Raw genomic sequence first — 20,060 nt, 5'->3', positions numbered from 1 at the left:
CGCCATGAACGCCCATGTCATCGCCGACGACGCGGAGGCGCTCGCCGTCGCCGCGGCCCTGGCCGACGAGTTCCGCGCCGGTGCCGCCGAGCGGGACGCCGAACGGCGCCTGCCGCGGCCCGAACTGGACCGGCTGTCCGCCTCCGGGCTGCTCGCCGTCACCGTGCCCGCCGAGCACGGCGGCGCCGACGTCCGGTCCGCGACCCTCGCGGAGGTCTTCCGGCTGCTCGGCACCGCCGACGGCAGCCTCGCGCAGATCCCGCAGAGCCACTTCGTCTACGTCAACGTGCTCCGCCGGCAGGGCACCGAGGAGCAGCGCAAGTTCTTCTTCGCCGAGCTGCTCGCCGGCCGCCGCCTCGGCAACGCACAGTCCGAGGCCGGCACCCGGCACGTCCAGGACATCCGCACCCGTCTGGAGCCCCGGCCGGACGGGTCGTACCTGCTGCACGGCGTCAAGCACTACAGCACCGGCGCCCTGTTCGCCGACTGGATCCCGGTGCTGGCCCGCGCCGAGGACGACACCCTGCACGTCGCCTACGTGCCCCGGGACGCCCCCGGCCTCACCGTGACCGACGACTGGGACGGCATGGGCCAACGGACCACCGCCAGCGGCACGGTCCGCCTGGACGCCGTCCCCGTGCCCGCCGACCGTGTCCTGCCCCACCACCTCACCTTCCAGGGCCCCCAACTGCACGGTGCCATGGCCCAGTTGCTGCACGCCGCCATCGACACCGGCATCGCCGGGGGAGCGCTCGCGGAGGCGGCGGAGTTCGTCCGGACCCGCAGCCGGCCCTGGTTCGAGAGCGGGGCCGAGTCCGCCGCCGAGGACCCGCTGCTCGTCCAGCGGTTCGGCGAACTCGCCCTCCAGGTGCGGACGGCCGAGGCGCTGCTGCGCGAGGCGGCCCGCGCGGTCGACACGGCCCGCGACCGCCTCACCGACGACACGGCGGCCGAGGCGTCCCTCGCGGTCGCCGCCGCCAGGGTGCGGGCGGCCGAGGCCGCGGTGGAGGTGGCGAGCGCCCTGTTCGAGGTGTCCGGCACCCGCGCGGCCCTGAACTCGCTGAACCTGCACCGCCATTGGCGCGACGCCCGCACCCACACCCTGCACGACCCGGTCCGCTGGAAGATCCAGCACATCGGCCGCCACGTGCTCAACGGAACCCGGCCGCCCCGGCACGGGCTGCTCTGATCGGAGACCCCACGTGTCCCTCGCCTTCCACTGGTTCCTGCCCACCAACGGCGACAGCCGCCATGTCGTAGGCGGCGGCCACGGCACCCCGGCGACCGCCTCCGGCCGGGACCGGCCGCCGACGGTCGCCTACCTCAGCCAGATCGCCCGGGCCGCCGAGGACCTGGGGTTCGCCGGTGCGCTCACCCCGACCGGCGCCTGGTGCGAGGACGCCTGGCTGACCACCGCCATGGTCAGCCAGAACTCCGAGCGGCTGAAGTTCCTGGTCGCCTTCCGGCCCGGCTTCGTCTCGCCGACGCTCGCCGCCCAGATGGCGTCCACCTTCCAGCGGCAGACCGGCGGACGGCTGCTGCTCAACGTCGTCACCGGCGGCGAGAGCCACGAGCAGCGGGCCTACGGCGACTTCCTCGACAAGGACGCCCGCTACCGCCGTACCGGCGAATTCCTGCACATCGTGCGCGACCTGTGGGACGGCAAGAGCGTCGATCTGCACGGCGAGCACCTGCGGGTCGAGGACGCGCGGCTCAGCCGGGTGCCCGATCCGGTGCCCGAGGTCTACTTCGGCGGCTCCTCGCCCGCCGCCGGAGAGGTCGCGGCCCGCTACGCCGACGTGTACCTCACCTGGGGCGAACCGCCCGCGCAGGTCGCCGAGAAGATCGCCTGGATCCGGGGACTCGCCGCGGCGCACGGCCGTACCCTGCGCTTCGGCATCCGGCTGCACGTCATCACCCGGGACACCTCGGCGCAGGCCTGGGCGGAGGCGGACCGGCTGCTCGCCGGCTTCGACCAGGAGACCGTACGGGCCGTACAGGCGGGCCTGTCCCGCAGCGAGTCCGAAGGGCAGCAGCGCATGCTCGCCCTGCACGGCGGCAGCCGGGAGAGCCTGGAGATCCACCCCAACCTGTGGGCCGGCATCGGGCTGGTCCGCGGCGGCGCGGGCACGGCCCTGGTGGGCAGCCACGACGAGGTCGCCGAGCGCATCCGGGAGTACCACGCCCTCGGCATCGACGAGTTCGTCCTCTCCGGCTACCCGCACCTGGAGGAGGCCTACTGGTTCGGCGAGGGCGTCCTGCCCCGGCTCGCCGCGCAGGGCCTGTGGACCCACCCCGACGGTGGGCGGACCGCCTCCGCGGCCCAGGTGCCGTTCGCGAGCTGAACCTGCGCCGGGCGACAGACCCTGGCGGACCGTGCGTTCGCACCGGGTCCGGCCGGCCGCGCAGCGCTGCGGCTACCGCTGACCCTCCGGTGCGAAGGCCGCGTCCAGGGCCCGGAGATGGGCCGCGCGCGACTGCGCCGTCTGCCCCTGCACCAGCAGGAACAGGCCCTCCCGGGCCAGGCGCTGGGCGCGGCTCGTCAGGGCCAGCGCCCGCCCGCCGCCGGCCACCACCGCCGCCGTGGTGGCCGCCCGCAGCACCTCGTACGCCGCCGCCCGCACCGCCAGCCGCTCCCCGGTCAGCTCCTGGCGGGCCGGCAGGTCGGCCAGGGTGTAGGCCCGGTCACGGACGGCGGTGAGGCGGGCGCGGAGCGGACCGGCCGTCCCGGTGTCCAGCAGCGACAGGGCGGCCTCCGCCACGCCGAAGACAGCGGGGCTGGTGTGCAGGGTCCTGATCCGGTCCCCGGCGGCCCACTCGTCGTACGGCGCGTGCAGCGCAACCGCGTCGGCGGGCAGCCACAGGCCGTCCAGCTCCAGCGAGACCGTGCGCGCGGCCGTGAGGGCCGCCAGCCGCATCGGCGGCGACGCCCGCAGCCCCGGCTGCTCGCGGGCCTCGGCGAAGGCGAACAGCACCTCGTCGGTGTCGGTCACCCCGGCCAGCAGCATCACGTCGTTCAGGCCCCATCCGGTGTACCAGGGAACGGTCCCGTCGAAGCGCCAGCCGTCGCCCTGCCGGCGGACCCGCACCGGACGGCGCGGGAACGACCGCAGGTGCGCGTACGCCACCCCGGACAGCATCTCCCCGCGGGACAGCGGCCCCAACAGCCGCTCGCGGACCGGCAGTGCGCTGCTCGCCAGGGTCTGCACCGGAGTGTGGTGCTGGGTCTGCACGAACCAGGTCGCGCAGCACGCACCGGCGAGGATCTCCGCGGTCTCCCGCAGCACGGCGGGCGGCGCGCCCCAGCCGCCGTGCCCGGCCGGCGCGGCCACGCCGAGCAGGCCCGACCGCTTCACCGCCTCGATGTGGCTCGCGGGCACCCAGTCCTGGTCGACCCGCTCGGCCTCGGGGAGCAGCACGTCCGTGGCGAGCCGGCGGGCGCGTTCGACGAGCGGATGCGGGGTGAGCGGGTCCATGCGGAAGATTCTTCCGCTCTTCCGCGGATTTTCTCCGCGACCGCGGCGCGCGGTGTCGATCCGGGGCCCGGCCGTTCGTGCAGGAGGTGACCGTGGGCCCGCCCCGGGCCCGACGCCTTTGAGGACGTCCTGATCGCGCTGATGCTGCTGGTGGAGGCCCGGCGGCCGGCCCGGCACGACGCGGACGGCGTCCTCGTCCCGCTGCCCGAGCAGGACCGCTCCCGGTGGGACCGCGCGCTGACCGCCGAGGGGCAGGAGCTGGTCCGCCGGGGCCGGCCGGGCCCGTACCGGATCCAGGCCGCGGTCAACGCGGTCCACAGCGACTCGCCCGCCGCCGCCACCGACTGGCGGCAGATCCTCGCCCTGTACGACCAGCTGATGGCCGTGGCGTCGTCCGCGGTCGTCGCCCTGAACCGGGCCGTCGCGGTCGCGGAGACCGAGGGCCCGGCGGCGGCCCTGGAGCTGGTCGACGCGCTCGGCCTCGGCCCGTACCACGTGCTGCACGCCGTCCGCGCCGACCTGCTGCGCCGGCCGGGGCGGACCGCCGAGGCGGCGGCGGAGTACGCCCTGGCCGCCGAGCCGGCCCCGAGCGAGGCCGAGCGGGCGTTCCTGGAGCGGCGCGGGGACGGCGGCGCGGGGCGGGCCTCCGCACGGTGACCCTTGTCACGCCGGGAGTTCCCGGAATGAACTTGAGGACCTGAAAGGTTGCTGTTTACATCTGACCTGTCCGTCCCAGCCCGGGCCCCCGGCCCGCGCACCCCAGCGAGGCACCCGTGACCCACTCCCAGCCCGAGCAGCCCGCCGACGTCGTGGCCCGGCTGCGCGCCACCTTCGCCACCGGCCGCACCAAGTCCGTCGAGTGGCGCACCGGCCAGCTGCGCCGGCTCCGCGCGCTGCTCACGGAACGTGGTGCCGACCTCGCCGCCGCCCTCCGCGCCGACCTCGGCAAGAGCAGCACCGAGGCCTACCGCACCGAGATCGACTTCACCGTCCGGGAGATCGACCACACCCTGGAGCACCTGGCCGACTGGCTGCGCCCCGAGCCCGCACCCGTCCCGGCCCACCTGGGCGCCGACGCCACGGCCTGGACGCAGTACGACCCGCTGGGCGTCGTCCTGGTCATCGCACCCTGGAACTACCCGGCGCAGCTGCTGCTCGCCCCCGTGGTCGGCGCGCTGGCCTCCGGCAACGCGGTCGTCGCCAAGCCGAGCGAGCTGGCCCCCGCCACCTCGGCCGCGCTGGCCGAGCTGATACCGGCCTACCTGGACACGGACGCGGTCGCCGTCGTCGAGGGCGGGGTCCCGGAGACCACGGCCCTGCTGGCCGAGCGTTTCGACCACATCTTCTACACCGGCAACGGCGCCGTCGGCCGCATCGTCATGCGCGCCGCCGCCGAGCACCTCACCCCGGTCACCCTCGAACTGGGCGGCAAGTCCCCGGCGTTCGTGGACCGCGGCACCGACCTGGGCGTGGTCGCGGACCGGCTCGCCCGGGGCAAGTTCCTCAACGCCGGTCAGACCTGTGTCGCCCCGGACTACGTGCTGACCGACCCGGAGACCGCGCCCGCCCTGGAGGCCGCGCTGGTCCGCGCGATCGAGGGCCTGTTCGGCAGCGACCCGGCGGCCTCGCCGGAGTACGGCCGGATCGTCAACGAGCGCCACTTCGACCGGCTCTTCGCGCTGCTCGGCTCGGGCCGCGTCGCCGTCGGAGGTGTCGGTGACCGGGCGGCCCGGTACCTCGCGCCCACCGTCCTCGCGGACGTCGACCCGGCGTCGCCCGTCATGCAGGAGGAGATCTTCGGCCCGATCCTGCCGATCGTCACCGTGGCGGGACTGGACGAGGCGATCGCCTTCGTCAACGACCGGGACAAGCCGCTCGCCCTGTACGTCTTCAGCGAGTCGGACGAGACCCGGGAGCGCATCGCCGCCGAGACCTCCTCGGGCGGCCTCGGCCACGGCCTGCCCCTCGCCCATCTCACCGTCTCCGACCTGCCGTTCGGCGGGGTGGGGGAGAGCGGTATGGGCAACTACCACGGCCGCTACTCGATCGAGACGTTCAGCCACCGCAAGGCGGTCCTGGCGAAGCCGCTGCACTGACCTTCCGCAGCCCGGGCCCGGCCGCACGCGCGGCCGGGCCCGCTTCTGCATGCGCAACTCCGTGACGGTCGCACGGTGTTCACCTACACAACCGGCGCGTGTTTGACTGGTCTACACCCTTGACTGGTACAGACCAAAGCGGTTGAGTGTGCCCAACCCCCCACCACGGCCGTTCCCACGGGAGCGGCCGTGCCGCGCAGAGGAGTTGGTCCATGTCGAAAAACCGCATCGCCGCACTTCTGACCTCGCTCGCCCTCGGGATCTCCGCCCTGGTGCTCCAGGCGGCCCCCACGGCCTCCGCCGCCGGCTTCGTGGTCAGCGAGTCACAGTTCAACCAGATGTTCCCGAACCGGAATTCGTTCTACACCTACAGCGGCCTGACCGCCGCCCTCGGTGCCTACCCCGCGTTCGCGAACACCGGCAGCGACACCGTGAAGAAGCAGGAGGCCGCCGCCTTCCTCGCCAACGTCAGCCACGAGACCGGCGGACTGGTGTACGTCGTCGAGCAGAACACCGCCAACTACCCGCACTACTGCGACTGGAGCCAGCCGTACGGGTGTCCGGCGGGCCAGGCGGCGTACTACGGGCGCGGGCCCATCCAGCTGTCCTGGAACTTCAACTACAAGGCCGCCGGCGACGCCCTCGGCATCGACCTGCTCCACAATCCCAACCTGGTGCAGAACAACGCGTCCGTCGCGTGGAAGACCGGCCTGTGGTACTGGAACACGCAGAGCGGGCCGGGCACGATGACCCCGCACAACGCCATGGTGGGCGGCGCCGGCTTCGGCCAGACCATACGCAGCATCAACGGCTCCCTGGAGTGCGACGGCAAGAACCCCGCGCAGGTGCAGAGCCGGGTCTCCGCCTACCAGCGCTTCGCCCAGATCCTCGGGGTCTCACCGGGCGGCAACCTCTACTGCTGACGGCCGCCCGGGTGCCGTGTGCGAGACTCCGCGGATGACTGCAGAACCGATCACCGCGGACGCCTCCGGTACCTGGAAACTCGGCGAACTGCCCGTCCACCGCATCGGCTTGGGCGCGATGCGGCTGACGGGCAGCGCCGCCTTCCACCTCGGCACCCCGAGCGACCGCGCACGGTCACTGGCCGTCCTGCGCCGGGCCGTCGAGCTGGGCGTGAACCACATCGACACGGCTGCCTTCTACTTCTCCTCGCTGCGTTCCGCCAACGAACTCATCGGCTCGGCGCTCTCCCCGTACCCCGACGGCCTGGTCATCGCCGCCAAGGTCGGCCCCCACCGGGACCCCGACGGCGCATGGGGCGCCCCCGCCCGGCCCGACCAGCTGCGCGGGCAGGTCGAGGAGAACCTGCGCCAGCTCGGACGGGACCATCTCGACGTCGTGTACCTCCGCCGGATGGACCAGGACACCGTCGCCGAACACTTCGGCGCCCTCGCCGAGTTGCGACAGGCCGGACTGATCCGGCACCTCGGGATCTCCGGCGTCGAACCCCGGCACGTCACCGAGGCGCTGGCGATCGCACCCGTGGTGAGCGTGCAGAACCGGTACGCGGTGGACCGCCCCGACCCCGTCGGCGACGAGGTCCTGCGGCTGTGCGGGGAGCACGGCATCGCCTTCGTCCCCTTCTACGCCGTGGCCGGGGCGGGCGGGGAGCGCGGTGCGACGGCCGCGCACGACGACGCGGTGCTCACCGTCGCACGGGCCCACGGCGTGAGCCCCGCGCAGGTCCGGATCGCCTGGACCCTGCACCAGGGCCCGCACGTCCTCGCCATCCCCGGCACCGGCAACCCCGACCACGTGGCCGAGAACGTCGCCGCCGGTGCGCTGCGGCTCACCGACGAGGAACTGGCGCGGCTCGGGGCGGCCCGTACGCCGACCGCCTGACGGAAGCGCGCGGGGAGGGACCGCGGAGGCGTCCGGGCAGGGCCCGGCAGGTCGTCCTCGGGCTCCCTCCCGGCCGCAGGCCGCGGAGCGGACCCAGGCGACTACCATCGTGTAGACGGAGCCGGACGCCAGACGAGGGCAGGGTGAGGAACGTTCCCATGACCGACGCCAAGAACGAACGTCGGCCGGCCGGCGAACTCGAAGCGAGCGTCATGGCCGTCCTCTGGGCCGCCGGCACGCCCCGGACGCCCGGACAGGTCCAGCAGAGCCTCGGCGTGGACCTCGCCCGTACGACGGTGACGACGATCCTCACCCGGCTGCACGACAAGGGGGTCGTCGACCGGCGCCGCCAGGGCCGCGGCTACGCCTACTCGCCCGCGCGGGACGTCCCGGACGCACACGGTCTCACCGCCCGCCGGATGCACAGCGAGCTGGACCGGGACAGCGACCGGGAGACCGTCCTCGCCCGCTTCGTCGCCCAGCTCGGCCCGGACGACGAACGCGTCCTGCGGGACCTGCTCGAAGCCGACGGCCGATGACCGCCCTGCTGCTGCTCCCGCTGCTGCTGCCGTGCGCCCTGCCGCTCCTGGCCCGCCGGGCCCTGGGCCGGCTGACCCCGGCCGTCGCGCTGTGGGCCGTCACCGGCTGCGCCGTGCTCCTCGCCGGCTGCTCGCTGGCCGCGCTCGGCGCGTTCGTCCTGATCGGGCTGCTCGAACTGCCGCTCTTCGCCGCGCTCGGCGAGCTGGTCCACCCGCTGCACACCGCCTGGGCCGTCCTCGTCGTCCCGGCCGCCCTCGCCTCGGCCGGCGCCCTCGCCGGCTCCGGCTGGACCCTGGTCCGCTCGGCACTGCGCCAGAGCCGGGCCTACCGGGCGGCCCGGGCCGAGGCCGCGCGCCGGCCCGCCGTCGGCGACCTGTGCGTGGTCGACTCGGCCCAGCCCGACGCCTACGCGCTGCCTGGGCGCCCGCACCGGGTCGTCGTCACCACGGCGATGCTGCGCAGCCTGGACGGGCCCGAGCGGGAGGCGCTGCTGGCCCACGAGCGGGCGCACAACACGGGCGGCCACCACGTCGCCCTCGCCGCCGCCGAGCTAGTGGCGCACTGCCATCCGGCGCTGCGCCGGGTCCGTGACACCATCCGGCTCGCCGCGGAGCGCGCCGCCGACGAGGCCGCCGCCGCCTCGGTCGGCGACCGGCGCCTGACCGCCCGGGCCATCGCCCGCGCGGCCCTCGCCGGGCACGCCGCGCGGTCCGCTCGCCCCGCCTTCGCCCCCGGCGTCGCCACCGGTCCCGTCCCGCAGCGCGTCCAGGCCCTGCTGGCCGGCCCCCGGCCCCCTCGCCCCCGAGCAGGCCGCGCCGTGGCCACGCTCCTCGTCACCTGCACCGCCCTGTCCTGCGTCGCCTCGGCCACCGCGACGGCCGACGTCCACCACCGCGTGGAGGTCGCCCAAGGAGAGGAAAGCCCCTGACGGGAGCGCCCTCCCGCGACGCGGGCGAACGCACCGCCCGGCTCCGCGAGCCCGTGCCGCAGCACACGGGTCCGCGGCAGCTCGGGTGATTCCGCTCCGCGCCGGCCGCAGCACCGCTCCCGGACCACTCGAGCCGGCGAACACCGCCCGCACCCCCAAGGAACGACGCGCGTAGACAAGGACTGGCGTTCGATAGGTTTTACGTATAACCTCACCGGCTAACCAGACCCACCCGGAAGGTCAGCATGCGTCGCCTCGCCCTGGTCACCCTCGTCGTGCACGACTACGACGAGGCCGTCCGCTTCTACACGGAGGCCCTCGGCTTCCGTCTCGTCGAGGATGCCCCGCGCCCCGACGGCTCGCGCTGGGTCGTCGTCGAGCCCGGCGACGGCTCGGGCACCGGTCTGCTGCTGGCCCGCGGCAAGGACGCGGACCAGCGGGCCCGGGTCGGGGACCAGACCGGCGGGCGCGTCGGCTTCTTCCTGCACACCGACGACTTCGCCCGCGACCACACCCGGATGACCGCGGCCGGCGTGACCTTCCTGGAGGAGCCGCGCCACGAGCCGTACGGCACGGTCGCCGTCTTCCAGGACCTGTACGGCAACCGCTGGGACCTGCTCCAGCCCGCCGGCCACTGACCCACCACCGCACCACCTGCCGAGGAACGAAACGCCCATGACCGCGTCCCGCATCGACACCGAGACCCTCCGCCGGCTCCCCAAGGCCGTCCTGCACGACCACCTCGACGGCGGCCTGCGCCCCGCCACCGTCGTCGAGCTCGCGGACGCGGTCGGCCACACCCTGCCCACCACCGACCCCGACGAGCTGGCCGCCTGGTACGTCGAGGCCGCCAACTCCGGCGACCTGGTCCGCTACATCGCCACCTTCGAGCACACCCTCGCCGTCATGCAGACCCGCGAGGGCCTGCTGCGCACCGCCGAGGAGTACGTCCTCGACCTCGCCGCCGACGGCGTCGTCTACGCCGAGGTGCGGTACGCGCCCGAGCTGAACACCAACGGCGGGCTGACGATGCGCGAGGTCGTGGAGACCGTCCAGGAGGGCCTCGCCGCCGGCATGGCGAAGGCCGCGGCGGCCGGGACCCCGGTCCGCGTCGGCACCCTGCTGTGCGGCATGCGGATGTTCGACCGCGTCCGCGAGGCCGCCGACCTGGCCGTCGCCTACCGGGACGCCGGTGTCGTCGGCTTCGACATCGCCGGCGCCGAGGACGGCTTCCCGCCCGCCGACCACCTCGCCGCCTTCGAGCACCTGCGCCGCGAGAACGTGCCCTTCACCATCCACGCCGGCGAGGCGCACGGCCTGCCCAGCATCCACCAGGCCCTCCAGGTGTGCGGCGCCCAGCGCATCGGCCACGGCGTCCGCCTCACCGAGGACATCCCCGACCTCGCGGCCGGCAAGCTCGGCCGCCTCGCCTCCTGGGTGCGCGACCGCCGTATCGCCCTGGAGATGTGCCCCACCTCCAACCTGCAGACCGGCTGCGCCACCTCGATCGCCGAGCACCCGATCACCGCCCTGAAGGACCTCGGCTTCCGGGTCACCCTGAACACCGACAACCGACTGGTGTCCGGTACGACCATGACCCGGGAGATGTCCCTGCTGATGGAGCAGGCCGGCTGGACCGTCGAGGACCTGCGCACGGTCACGGTGAACGCCCTCAAGAGCGCGTTCATCCCGTTCGACGAGCGCAAGGCCCTCATCGAGGACGTGGTCCTGCCGGGTTACGCGGCCGCGCTCTGAAGCAGCCCCCTGACGTAGGCGGCCTGTCCGATGTGCTGAAGATCGTCGGACAGGACGCTCACCAGGCGGACCCCCAGCGTCACCGGGGGGTCCCAGCGCTCGTCCACGACGCGTTCCAGATCCCTGGCGGCCAGCGAGCGCAGGGCGCCGAGGGTCTGCTCGTGGACGGCGTCGTAGTACCCGGTCAGCAGGTCCGCCGACTCGACCCGCACCTTCGCGACCTTCGCCGGGGTGTGCCCGTAACCGGTGTCGTGCCGGGGCAGGTCGAGGCCGAACCGTTTCTCCCAGCCCTGCGAGAGCCACACCTGGTCGAGCTCGAACGCGTCGGCGACGTGGTCGTCCTGCACCCGGGTGAGGTGCCAGACCAGCCAGGCGATGGAGTTGGCGTCGGGGGCCGGGCGGTGGTGCAGTGCGTCCGGGCCGAGCCCGTCGAGGGCGGCATGGACTTCTTCCTGGATGCGGCCGTAGCCGTCGATGAGGATGTCCTTTGCATGCATACCGTCCACCATCGCAAACCGCCGCCGCTCACGCGTCCGGAATCCAGCTTCCGTGGAAGCCCAGCGGCACCCGCCCGGGCAGGTGCACCCGCGCCACCGGCTCGCCCGTGAAGTCCTGCGCCGCGAGGATCACCAGGTCGGTCGCCCCACGGTCGGGATCGTGGACGTACGCAAGCGCATAGCCGTCGTCCTCGGCGGCCCGGTGGTCCGCCGGATCCCGGGGCACGAACACCGCCTCGCCGGCCGCCGCGCCCCGGGGCAGCCGGTGCAGCCCGGTCGTACCGCGCAGCAGGTCGTGCTTGATCAGCGCGTTGGAGAAGGCACGGTCGGGCGGGTTCCCGTCGGGGGAGAGGTACGCCAGCGTGAACTCGGCGCAGGCCGCCGAGTAGCCGTAGCGGTGCCGCCGGGACACCAACGCCTCCTTCACGCGCGGGAATTCCTGCGGCCGGTCGTCCAGCACCCGCTGCCGCACCCGGCCCCGGTCCGGATCCACGGTCCAGCGTTCCAGCCGCGGGGTGCCCACCGCGTGCGGACCTCCCGCACCGCGCCCGGCGACCTCGAACGGCGCCGGATACGTCGTCAGGTCGACCACCACCGACGCCCCCTCGTCGAAGGCGTTGAGGGTGTGCGAGTAGAACACCGGGTCGATCGGGAACCAGCGCACCGGCCCGCCCGAGCGCGGCATGACACCCACGCGCGCCGGGTGCCGGGGGTTCCAGCGGAAGGGCACCGGATCGCCGCGCCGCGCCGCCGCCGGGTCGAAGGTGACCGGGATGTCGATGACGACCACGTGCCGCGCGGTGAGGGCGAAGTCGTGGACCATCGGCGCGTCCGGCATCGGGATCCGCGTGGTGCGCGCGACACGGCCCGACGGGTCCACCACCAGGTGCCGGATGTGGTCCCAGGCCGGGTGGTAGGCGAGGGCGTGCAGTTCGCCGGCGTGGGTGTCGAACTTGGTGTGCGCGGTGAAGGCGCCCTGCAGGGTGCCCCTGAAGTCGTGCGTGCCGACGGTGTTCAGCTCGCCGTCGAGCTCGTACGGCAGCGGGCCGCTCTCCTGGAGGGCGAGGATCCGGCCCCGGTACGGGATCACGTGGGTGTTGCACGAGAAGTCGTCCGGCGGCACCGGACCCGGGTACGGCTCGCCGAGCATCCGCGCGACCTGCGAGGACCGCACCCAGCGGTTGCGGTACCACTCGGCCCGGCCGTCGCGCAGCCGCACCCCGTGCACCATGCCCTCGCCGAGCATCCAGTGGTGCGCCCGCGGGTCCTCCAGGCCCAGCACGTTGGGCCCGTTGCGCAGCAGGCGGCCGTTCAGCTCGCGCGGTACGCGGCCGGTGACCGGAAGGTCGTACGCGGTCAGCTCTTCCGTGACCGGCGCGAAGGCGCCCTCCAGGAAGGGGCGGTGACGGGGTGCCGGGTCGCTCGTGGCCGCCGCCGGCCGGCCGGCCGCACCGGCGAGTGTGCCCGCCGCCGCGAGTCCGGCCGTGCCGCGCAGCACGGTCCGCCGGGTGTGTTCCGCCATCGTGGGTGCTCCTGACCGTCGTCGGCGTGGCTGACGGTCATGAGTCTGCGGCGGCGCACGGCCGGGATCAGGAGGGCTGGACCCCGTCCCGGGGTGGTGCCAGGCCCCCTGTTTCGAGCAGGGTCACCAGCGCCCGGGCGGCCGGACTCGTGGCCCGGTCCGGCGGCAGCAGGGCGACCGTCTCGTACTCCGCCTGGACCGGGCCCTTCAGCGGCAGCGCCGCGAGCGTCGGCCGCTTGTGCCGGAAGTGCCGGGGGACGACGGCGATCCCCAGGTTCTCGTCCACCAGGTCCAGCAGGCTGTGCACGTCGTTGACCTCCAGCGCGACCGTGCGCCGGACACCGGCCGCGGCGAACGCGGCGTCGGTGGTGCGGCGCGGACCCCAGTCCGGGTGGAAGTCCACGAAGACCTCCCCGGCCAGGTCGTCGGGGCCGAGCACGGCCGGGGCCGCGGCCAGCCGGTGGCTGGGGTGGCACAGCACGGTCATCGGCTCGCTGGTCAGCGCCACCGAGCGCAGCTGGTCGGTGTCGGCCTGGGTGCGGTAGGCGAACGCCAGGTCGAGCCGCCCGGCCGCGACGTCCTCGGCCAGCGCGCCCGAGCCGGCCTGCCGCAGCCGGATCTCCACGTCCGGGTGCCGCCCCCGGAAGGCCGCCAGCAGCCGGGCCACCTGCACCCCGGCGATGCACTGCTCGGTGCCGAGGGCCAGTGTGCCCCGCAGCACGCCCTGCACCGCGGCCACCGCCTCGTGCGCGGAGCGCACCTGTGCCAGGATCCGCTCGGCCTCCACCAGCAGTGCCCGCCCCGCCTCGGTGAGCGTCACCCTGCGGGTGGTCCGCACGAACAGCGGCGCCCGCAGCTCCCGCTCCAGGGCCCGGATGGACGCGGACAGGCCCGACTGGGACACCATCAGGCGCTCGGCGGCCCGGGTGAAGTGCTGGTCCTCGGCGACCGCGACGAAGTGCTGGAGATGGCGCAGTTCCATGATTGAGAAGCCTAACCGCTGAATCTCATCGGATTCTCCTGTTGGACCGCTGTACGCCGTGCGGGGAAGAGTGGAACCGGTAAACGATGTGCCCACCCCTCTGGAGTCCCGTTGTACACCCCACACCCCGACCGCTATGCCGACATGCCCTACCGGCGGACCGGACGCAGCGGGCTGAAACTGCCCGCCCTGTCGCTCGGCCTGTGGCACAACTTCGGGCCCGACCGGCCCGTCGAGACCCAGCGGGCCATCCTGCGCCGCGCCTTCGACCTCGGCGTGACCCACTTCGACCTGGCGAACAACTACGGCCCGCCGCCCGGCGCCGCCGAGTCCGCCTTCGGCGAGGCGCTGCGGGCGGACCTCGGCCGCCACCGGGACGAGCTGGTGATCTCCACCAAGGCCGGCTACCTGATGTGGCCGGGCCCGTACGGCGAATGGGGCTCGCGCAAGTACCTGCTGTCCTCGCTCGACCAGAGCCTGAAGCGGATGGGCCTGGACCACGTCGACATCTTCTACTCGCACCGCTTCGACCCGGACACTCCCCTGGAGGAGACGATGGGGGCCCTGCACACCGCGGTGCAGCAGGGCAAGGCCCTCTACGTCGGCGTCTCCAACTACTCCGCCGAGCAGACCCGCGAGGCCGCCCGCATCCTCGGCGAACTGGGCACCCCGCTCCTCATCCACCAGCCGCGCTACTCGATGCTCGACCGGCGGCCCGAGGAGCAGGGCCTGCTCGACGCCCTGGACGAACTCCAGGTCGGCTCCATCGTGTACTCCCCGCTGGAGCAGGGCCTGCTCACCGGCCGCTACCTCGACGGCATCCCCGAGGGCTCGCGGGCGGCGGGCGACAGCCCGTTCCTGAACTCGGACGCGGTCACCGAGGACCTGGTCGCCCGGCTGCGCGCGCTCGACGAGATCGCGAAGTCCCGCGGCCAGACCCTGGCCCAGCTGGCCCTGGCCTGGGTGCTGCGCGGCGGCCGGGTGACCTCCGCCCTGGTCGGTGCGAGCAGCGCCCGGCAGCTGGAGGACAGCGTCGCGGCCATCCGCAACCTGGACTTCGACGCCGGGGAACTGGCGCGGATCGACGAGATCGTCCGGCCGTAGCGCCGCACGGGCCGGGGGAGGGCCGGGTCAGGCGCCCGCCGGCACCCGGTCCAGGAATGCCAGCACCTGCCGGATGCGCCCCTCCTCGTCCAGCGTGACCACGTCGAACCCGGCCACCGGCGCCGAGCCGTCGGCCGGGTTCACCAGCTCCCAGCCGAAGCGCGCGGTGTCGTGGTGCCCGTCGACCGTGCCCAGCGGGCGGAACACGAAGCCCGGGAACTGCTCGTGGACGGCGGCGATCACGGCCGCGATCTGGTCGTGGCCGCGGACGTCCGCGAGGGGGTCGGTGTAGCCGCCGTCCGCGGTCCACGCGGCGGCGACGGCCTTCTCGACGGCCTCGGGCCCGGTGGCGTTCCAGGCCTCGAAGTAACGGGCGGCGGCGTTCTCGTGACGGTCGGTGTGTGCGGCCATGGCGAAGCATCCTCCATCGAGGTCGTCTCTACTGGTCAGGGTCCGGACCACGGTGTCGCCGATCCGGTGTGACCACCATGCGGGAGGAGGGGCGGCCGGGTCGATTACCTCCGGGGTCATGCCCGGGCGGCCGTACGGCCCGCCATATTCCGGCCAGAACGGGCACGGAATATGCCAAGAGACTGGCCGGAAAGACATGGTGACAGTGATTCAGCAGTGAACATACTCGACTGTGAGGACTTCACTTCCAGCGAGGTTCCGCTCACGCACCGCACATGAGCCGCACCGAAAGCGAGGCCCGCCGGCAGGCGAACGACGCGACGGGGGAGTGCGCATGCACGACGAATTCCTGTGCCATGTCACCGCGTACGGCACCTGCGGCGGCCGGCGCATCGGCGTACCCCTGGGAACCTATCGGGCACCCACCCTGGCCCTTGCCCTGTGGTGGCTGCGCGACCGCGCGAACTGGATCGCCGACCGTCTCGACCCGCAGCCCGAGGCGGAGTACTTCCCGCCCAGCTCGCTCGTCCCGGTCGCCGACACCGTGCCGGACGTGCCGACCGTGCTGCGCGCCTGGTGCGGCGACCCGGCCGGGCAGGAGCTGGTCGCCGACGAGTTGGCCGCGGGCAGGCTGGTGCGGATCGCGACCGGCGACGACACCACCGAGTACGAACTGCTCGCGGAGTCCGTCGACGCGCTGCGCATGCAGCGGACCGTCCCGGCCCTCGTCGTACCCGTCGCCTGACCGGCCGTCGGCGTCCCGCCGGGCGGGGCGCGCAGATGGGTGAATCGGTAGAATTCCGGCATGCGTGCTGGTGAGGCCGTCCGTGCTCCCGGGGCGTGCGGCCGCCCGGCCGCCGCGCCGGTGCGAGCCGGTCCCGAAGCGGAGGCGGACGGGCGATGACCGCCTCCGGCTTCCGGCCCACGCACGTCGTCCCGCCGCACGGCCTGCCCGCCTGGGAGGCCCCGGACCCGGCGCGACCCACCGTGCCCCTGGACCCCCTGCTGCCGGTGGAGCTCGTCGAGCGGCGCGGCGACTGGGGGTACATCCGCTGCGCCAACGGCTGGGCCGCCTGGGTCGACGGCCGCCTCCTCGTCGCCGTACCCGACGATCCGCCCGCCGGCGGCGAACCCGACGGCATCGCCGACCCGCGCCCCCTGCTGGCCCGGGCCGAGCAGGCCCTGGCCGACTACCGGGCCGCCGTGGAGGACCTGGCGGCCGGCGCCCTGGACGGCGAGGCGTTCGAGGCCCGCACCCAGGGGCTGCGGATCGGGCTCGTGGTCGACGGCGCGTCCATGTGGCTGTACGACGCCCAGGAGGGGCGGTGGCTGTACGGCGACGGACGGCGGCTGAGCACCTACGCCACCGACCGGTCGGTGGACGGGGCGGACGACACCGGACGCGCCCCGACCCGGCTGGTCGCGCCCGAGGGTGAGCGCTGATGGCCGGCGAGACCAGTCTGTTCGCCGGCCGCCCCTCGGCGGAACTGGTCGGCCGGCAGGTGGCGGGCTACCGGATCGAGAGCGAGATCGGGCGCGGTGGCATGGCGGTCGTCTACCGCGCCCGCGACCTGCGCCTGGACCGTACGGTCGCGCTGAAGCTGCTCGCCCCGGAACTGGCCCGCAACGACACCTTCCGCAAGCGGTTCACCCACGAGTCCCAGGTGGCTGCGGCGATCGACCACCCGCACATCGTGCCGGTCTTCGAGGCCGGGGAGACCGACGGGGTGCTGTACATCGCCATGCGGTACGTCTCCGGCAGCGACCTGCGGCACCTCCTCGACGTGCACGGTCCGCTGCCACCATCGGACGCGGTGCGGATCGCCGGCCAGGTGGCCTCCGCCCTGGACGCCGCCCACGAGCACGGCCTGGTCCACCGGGACGTCAAGCCCGGCAACATCCTGGTCGCCGAGGGCACCGACAGCGACCATCCCGAGCACGTGTACCTCACCGACTTCGGGCTCACCAAGAAGTCGCTGTCCCTGACCGGGTTCACCAGCGTCGGCCAGTTCGTCGGCACCCTCGACTACGTGGCCCCCGAGCAGATCTCCGGCCGTCCCGTCGACGGCCGCTGCGACGTCTACGGCCTGTCCTGCGTCGTCTACGAGACCCTCACCGGCCGCCCCCCGTTCCAGCGCGAGGACGACATGGCCCTGCTGTGGGCCCACCAGTACGACGAGCCGCCGCCGCCGAGCGGGGCCCGCCCCGGTCTCGCCCCGGCCGTCGACCCGGTCTTCGCCAAGGCCCTGGCCAAGAGCCCGGACGCCCGCCACGACACCTGCCTCGCCTTCGTCGCCGCCCTGCGCACGGCCCTGACCGCCGGGCCCGCGGACGGCCGGTGGGAATCCGCCCCCCGCCCCCCGGGCTGGGCCGGCCCGGTGTTCGGCTTGCGGGCGGCGCGGTGATTCGGCACACAATAGTGTCAATGTGCAGCCAAATGCACCAAAGCCCACCGAGTGGAACCGTCTGACCGAAGCCGCGCATCGCGACGGGAACGCAACGCAACGGGGAGCACGTGCGCGACGGGAAGTAGGGCTCGTGAGCGTCGAACCTCCGTCCTCCGGCCGTCCCACCGGGCCGCCCTCCGGCCCGCTGTCGGGCTCTTCCCGGCCGCCGGCCGGCCCGCCGCCCTCGCAGCCGCCGCCCGGCGGCTTCGGCGGCAAGGAGCCGCACGGTCCGTGGTGGAAGTCGGTGCCCCGGGTGGCGGCGCTGACCGCGGCCCTGGTCGCCGCCGTGGTCCTCGGGGTGTTCGTCACCCGTCCGGGCGGCGACGGATCCACCGCGCGCGGCGAGGTCTTCCTGGAGGCCGCCAACAGCACCGGCCAGGATCCGTTCACGGAGTCGACCGCGAAAGAAGGCCCCACTCCGACGGCGCCCGGCAGGACGACCACCCCGCCGGGGAAGACGACCACGGCGCCGGGCGAGGGCACCTCACCCCCCGGCAAGGGCACCACGCCTCCCGGGAAGGGCACCACGCCCCCGGGAAAGGGCACCACCTCCGCCGCGCCTCCGCCGACCGGGCCGTCCGAGGTCCGCGGCGTGCAGGGCGGGGCGCCCGGCCTGTACAGCGGCGTCCGCAGGACGTCCAGCTGTGACGTCGAGAGGCAGATCAGGGCTCTGCAGGCCGACCCGGCCAAGAACCGGGCGTTCGCCTCGTCGATCGGCATCCAGCCCGTCGGCGTCTCCTCCTACCTCCGTTCCCTCACCACGGTGCAACTGCGCGCCGACACCCGTGTCACCAACCACGGGTACCGGCATGGCGCCGCCACGAGCTACCAGTCCGTCCTGCAGAGCGGTACCGCGGTCCTGATCGACGGACACGGCGTGCCCCGGCTGCGTTGCGCCTGCGGCAACCCGCTGAAGGAGCCGGTGGCCCAGCACACCGCCCCGCGGCTGGTCGGCCAGCGCTGGTCCTCCTACCAGCCGGCGAACGTCGTCGTGGTGCAGCCCGCCCCCGTGATCGTCAAGGTCTTCGTGATCTACGACTCCCACCACCGCGAGTGGCTGCACCGCCACCGCGGCGCCGACAGCGTCCGGCACGACCAGCGCGGCGATCCCCCGAAGAACACGCACCCCTGGGTCCCGGCGCCGTGCGTGACCGGGAAGGGCCCAGGATCGCCCTGCCCGCCGACGACGCCCGGCGTCAGCCCCTCGACGCCCCCCACGGCGCCCTCGTCCCCGACGTCCCCGACATCCCCGTCGTCCTCTCCGTCACCCTCGTCCAAGTCGTCCTCGCCGTCCGAGTCGAAGTCCGAGTCGAAGTCCGAGTCGAAGTCGGAGTCGCCGTCCGAGTCCAAGTCGTCCTCGCCGTCCGAGTCGAAGTCCGAGACGAAGCCGAAGTCGGAGTCGCCGTCCGAGTCGAAGTCCTCCTCGCCCTCCGAGTCCAAGTCCTCGCCGCCGTCGTCGGAGCCGTCCTCGCCCTCCGAGCCGAAGTCGACCGCCCCCTCGTCGCCGGAGACCAGCGCACCGTCGAGCGAGAAGACCCCGGCCTCCGAGACCCCGGCCAGCGAGACCCCGTCGCCTCGGCCGTCGTCCGCCGAGACGTCGGAGCCGTCGGCGGGATCACCGTCATGGCAGAGCCCCGCCGCCACGCCCCCGTCCTCGCAGGCGTCCGCCCCGGCCGCCACCGAGACCCAGGCCCCGCGGACCAGCGAGCAGTCGCAGGCGCCGCAGCAGCAGGAACAGCAGCAGCAACAGCAACAGGAACAGCAGCAAGAGCAGCAGCAGGACCAGCAGCAGGAGCAGCCTCAGCAGCAGGAGGGCGGGTCCTGAGGTGCGCCCCGGGCCGTCCGGGGCGCCGTAGTGACTCTCGCCACTGTGCGCGGTCGGCGACCGGATCGGGTGGACTGGCGGGCCGGGCTCGGGGTACGAGGACTGGTGCACCATCGACCGGCCGGACCGGGTTTTCCGAGAGAGACAGCATGACCGAGCACCTGGGCGGGGCAGTGATACCGACTGGTTTCGACGTACCCGTTGAGCCGCTGCGGCGCGCGGCGCACTACACCGGCGAACCCGGATGCATCGCCGACGCGCGCGCTTTCGCATCCCAGTTCCTCCAGCAGCTGCGCACCGAGTGGTGCGCCAGCGCCGACGGCCGCGCCGACGGCGAGCTATTGCTGATGGTGAGCGAGCTGGTCACCAACGCCGACCGGCACAGTGACGGGCCCTACATCCTGGAACTGGAAGGAACGGACACCGCGGTGGTGGTGTCCGTGTACGACAGCAGCAGCGCCCTGCCCCGCCGTTTCCCGAAGGACCCCCGGCGGATCGGGCGGCACGGCCTGGAGATCGTGCATGCCCTGGCCTCGCAGGTGACCGTCGAACGCGTGCCCGTGGGCAAGCGTGTGCGGGCGGTCTTCGAACTCCGGCGGGACTGAGCCCGAGCG

At 73.8% G+C, this 20,060-nt stretch carries 20 protein-coding genes and 1 pseudogene; 16 read left to right on the top strand and 5 right to left on the bottom strand.

Translation table 11 applies throughout. The features are described from left to right. Window positions 1–4: 4 nt before the first annotated feature. Together ABZ923_RS13115 and ABZ923_RS13110 are read left to right on the top strand one after the other, a co-directional pair. A complete protein-coding gene (locus ABZ923_RS13115) occupies window positions 5–1,189 on the top strand; it encodes an SfnB family sulfur acquisition oxidoreductase (protein WP_361470397.1) in 1,185 nt (394 codons plus the stop codon). Between the two features lie 13 nt (window positions 1,190–1,202). Beyond that, window positions 1,203–2,345, top strand: coding sequence for an LLM class flavin-dependent oxidoreductase (locus tag ABZ923_RS13110; RefSeq protein ID WP_361470395.1), 1,143 nt, complete (start codon window positions 1,203–1,205; stop codon window positions 2,343–2,345). Between the two features lie 72 nt (window positions 2,346–2,417). Here ABZ923_RS13110 and ABZ923_RS13105 read toward each other — a convergent pair whose 3' ends face one another. Continuing rightward, a complete protein-coding gene (locus ABZ923_RS13105) occupies window positions 2,418–3,476 on the bottom strand; it encodes an acyl-CoA dehydrogenase family protein (protein WP_361470393.1) in 1,059 nt (352 codons plus the stop codon). Between the two features lie 108 nt (window positions 3,477–3,584). Here ABZ923_RS13105 and ABZ923_RS13100 point away from each other — a divergent pair. The 8 genes and pseudogenes from ABZ923_RS13100 to ABZ923_RS13065 form a co-directional block, all read left to right on the top strand. Next, window positions 3,585–4,133, top strand: a pseudogene (locus ABZ923_RS13100) (DUF6596 domain-containing protein); the annotation flags it as partial. Between the two features lie 116 nt (window positions 4,134–4,249). Beyond that, window positions 4,250–5,572 carry an aldehyde dehydrogenase family protein gene (locus ABZ923_RS13095; protein ID WP_361470391.1) on the top strand — a complete coding sequence of 441 codons (1,323 nt, stop codon included), beginning with the start codon at window positions 4,250–4,252 and terminating at the stop codon, window positions 5,570–5,572. Window positions 5,573–5,784: 212 nt separating this feature from the next. Then, window positions 5,785–6,495 (top strand): chitinase, encoded by a 711-nt coding sequence (locus tag ABZ923_RS13090; RefSeq protein WP_361470389.1) that lies wholly within the window; start codon window positions 5,785–5,787, stop codon window positions 6,493–6,495. A 34-nt stretch (window positions 6,496–6,529) separates the two neighbouring features. Then, window positions 6,530–7,435: an aldo/keto reductase gene (locus ABZ923_RS13085; RefSeq protein ID WP_361470387.1), complete on the top strand. Its 906-nt coding sequence runs from the start codon at window positions 6,530–6,532 to the stop codon at window positions 7,433–7,435. Window positions 7,436–7,593: 158 nt separating this feature from the next. Further along, entirely contained in the window at window positions 7,594–7,974 is a 381-nt protein-coding gene (locus ABZ923_RS13080; protein WP_361470385.1) for a BlaI/MecI/CopY family transcriptional regulator, read from the top strand. After that, window positions 7,971–8,903 carry a M48 family metalloprotease gene (locus tag ABZ923_RS13075; RefSeq protein WP_361470383.1) on the top strand — a complete coding sequence of 311 codons (933 nt, stop codon included), beginning with the start codon at window positions 7,971–7,973 and terminating at the stop codon, window positions 8,901–8,903. The genes ABZ923_RS13080 and ABZ923_RS13075 overlap by 4 nt, the downstream gene beginning before the upstream one ends. Before the next feature lie 245 nt (window positions 8,904–9,148). Then, window positions 9,149–9,541 (top strand): VOC family protein, encoded by a 393-nt coding sequence (locus ABZ923_RS13070; RefSeq protein WP_361470381.1) that lies wholly within the window; start codon window positions 9,149–9,151, stop codon window positions 9,539–9,541. 37 nt (window positions 9,542–9,578) lie between these two features. After that, the gene (locus ABZ923_RS13065) at window positions 9,579–10,658 is read left to right on the top strand and encodes an adenosine deaminase (RefSeq protein ID WP_361470379.1); all 1,080 of its coding nucleotides are present in this window, start codon (window positions 9,579–9,581) and stop codon (window positions 10,656–10,658) included. On the opposite strand, the gene ABZ923_RS13060 is transcribed toward ABZ923_RS13065, so the two are convergent. From ABZ923_RS13060 to ABZ923_RS13050, 3 genes are all read right to left on the bottom strand, one after another. Further along, complete coding sequence (locus ABZ923_RS13060; protein ID WP_361470377.1) at window positions 10,640–11,155, bottom strand: DUF664 domain-containing protein; 516 nt, start codon at window positions 11,153–11,155, stop codon at window positions 10,640–10,642. The genes ABZ923_RS13065 and ABZ923_RS13060 overlap by 19 nt on opposite strands. Window positions 11,156–11,183: 28 nt before the next feature. After that, the gene (locus tag ABZ923_RS13055; RefSeq protein WP_361470375.1) at window positions 11,184–12,677 is read right to left on the bottom strand and encodes a carotenoid oxygenase family protein; all 1,494 of its coding nucleotides are present in this window, start codon (window positions 12,675–12,677) and stop codon (window positions 11,184–11,186) included. Window positions 12,678–12,744: 67 nt separating this feature from the next. Beyond that, window positions 12,745–13,659, bottom strand: a complete 915-nt coding sequence (locus ABZ923_RS13050; protein ID WP_361470373.1) for a LysR substrate-binding domain-containing protein — start codon at window positions 13,657–13,659, stop codon at window positions 12,745–12,747. Window positions 13,660–13,770: 111 nt separating this feature from the next. Here ABZ923_RS13050 and mgrA point away from each other — a divergent pair, with 111 nt between their 5' ends. Further along, window positions 13,771–14,763, top strand: a complete 993-nt coding sequence (gene mgrA, locus ABZ923_RS13045) for an L-glyceraldehyde 3-phosphate reductase (protein WP_361470371.1) — start codon at window positions 13,771–13,773, stop codon at window positions 14,761–14,763. 27 nt (window positions 14,764–14,790) lie between these two features. On the opposite strand, the gene ABZ923_RS13040 is transcribed toward mgrA, so the two are convergent. After that, the gene (locus ABZ923_RS13040) at window positions 14,791–15,174 is read right to left on the bottom strand and encodes a nuclear transport factor 2 family protein (protein WP_361470369.1); all 384 of its coding nucleotides are present in this window, start codon (window positions 15,172–15,174) and stop codon (window positions 14,791–14,793) included. Between the two features lie 334 nt (window positions 15,175–15,508). On the opposite strand from ABZ923_RS13040, the gene ABZ923_RS13035 reads away from it, so the two are divergent. From ABZ923_RS13035 to ABZ923_RS13015, 5 genes are all read left to right on the top strand, one after another. Further along, window positions 15,509–15,919 carry a hypothetical protein gene (locus tag ABZ923_RS13035; protein ID WP_361470367.1) on the top strand — a complete coding sequence of 137 codons (411 nt, stop codon included), beginning with the start codon at window positions 15,509–15,511 and terminating at the stop codon, window positions 15,917–15,919. Between the two features lie 155 nt (window positions 15,920–16,074). Then, window positions 16,075–16,617 carry a hypothetical protein gene (locus tag ABZ923_RS13030; protein WP_361470366.1) on the top strand — a complete coding sequence of 181 codons (543 nt, stop codon included), beginning with the start codon at window positions 16,075–16,077 and terminating at the stop codon, window positions 16,615–16,617. After that, on the top strand, window positions 16,617–17,579 hold the full coding sequence (locus ABZ923_RS13025) for a serine/threonine-protein kinase (RefSeq protein ID WP_361470364.1): 963 nt from the start codon (window positions 16,617–16,619) through the stop codon (window positions 17,577–17,579). Before ABZ923_RS13030 ends, ABZ923_RS13025 begins: the two co-directional genes overlap by 1 nt. A 133-nt stretch (window positions 17,580–17,712) precedes the next feature. Continuing rightward, window positions 17,713–19,446, top strand: a complete 1,734-nt coding sequence (locus ABZ923_RS13020; protein ID WP_361470362.1) for a DUF6777 domain-containing protein — start codon at window positions 17,713–17,715, stop codon at window positions 19,444–19,446. A gap of 149 nt (window positions 19,447–19,595) precedes the next feature. Further along, window positions 19,596–20,051, top strand: a complete 456-nt coding sequence (locus ABZ923_RS13015) for an ATP-binding protein (protein ID WP_361470360.1) — start codon at window positions 19,596–19,598, stop codon at window positions 20,049–20,051. Window positions 20,052–20,060 lie beyond the last annotated feature (9 nt).

Origin of the sequence: Streptomyces sp. NPDC046881, from assembly GCF_040645015.1 — a bacterium.
Taxonomy (GTDB): Bacteria; Actinomycetota; Actinomycetes; order Streptomycetales; family Streptomycetaceae; genus Streptomyces.
The sequence above is the reverse complement of the archived record's forward strand: the minus strand, read 5'-3'. Positions and strand labels throughout refer to the sequence as shown.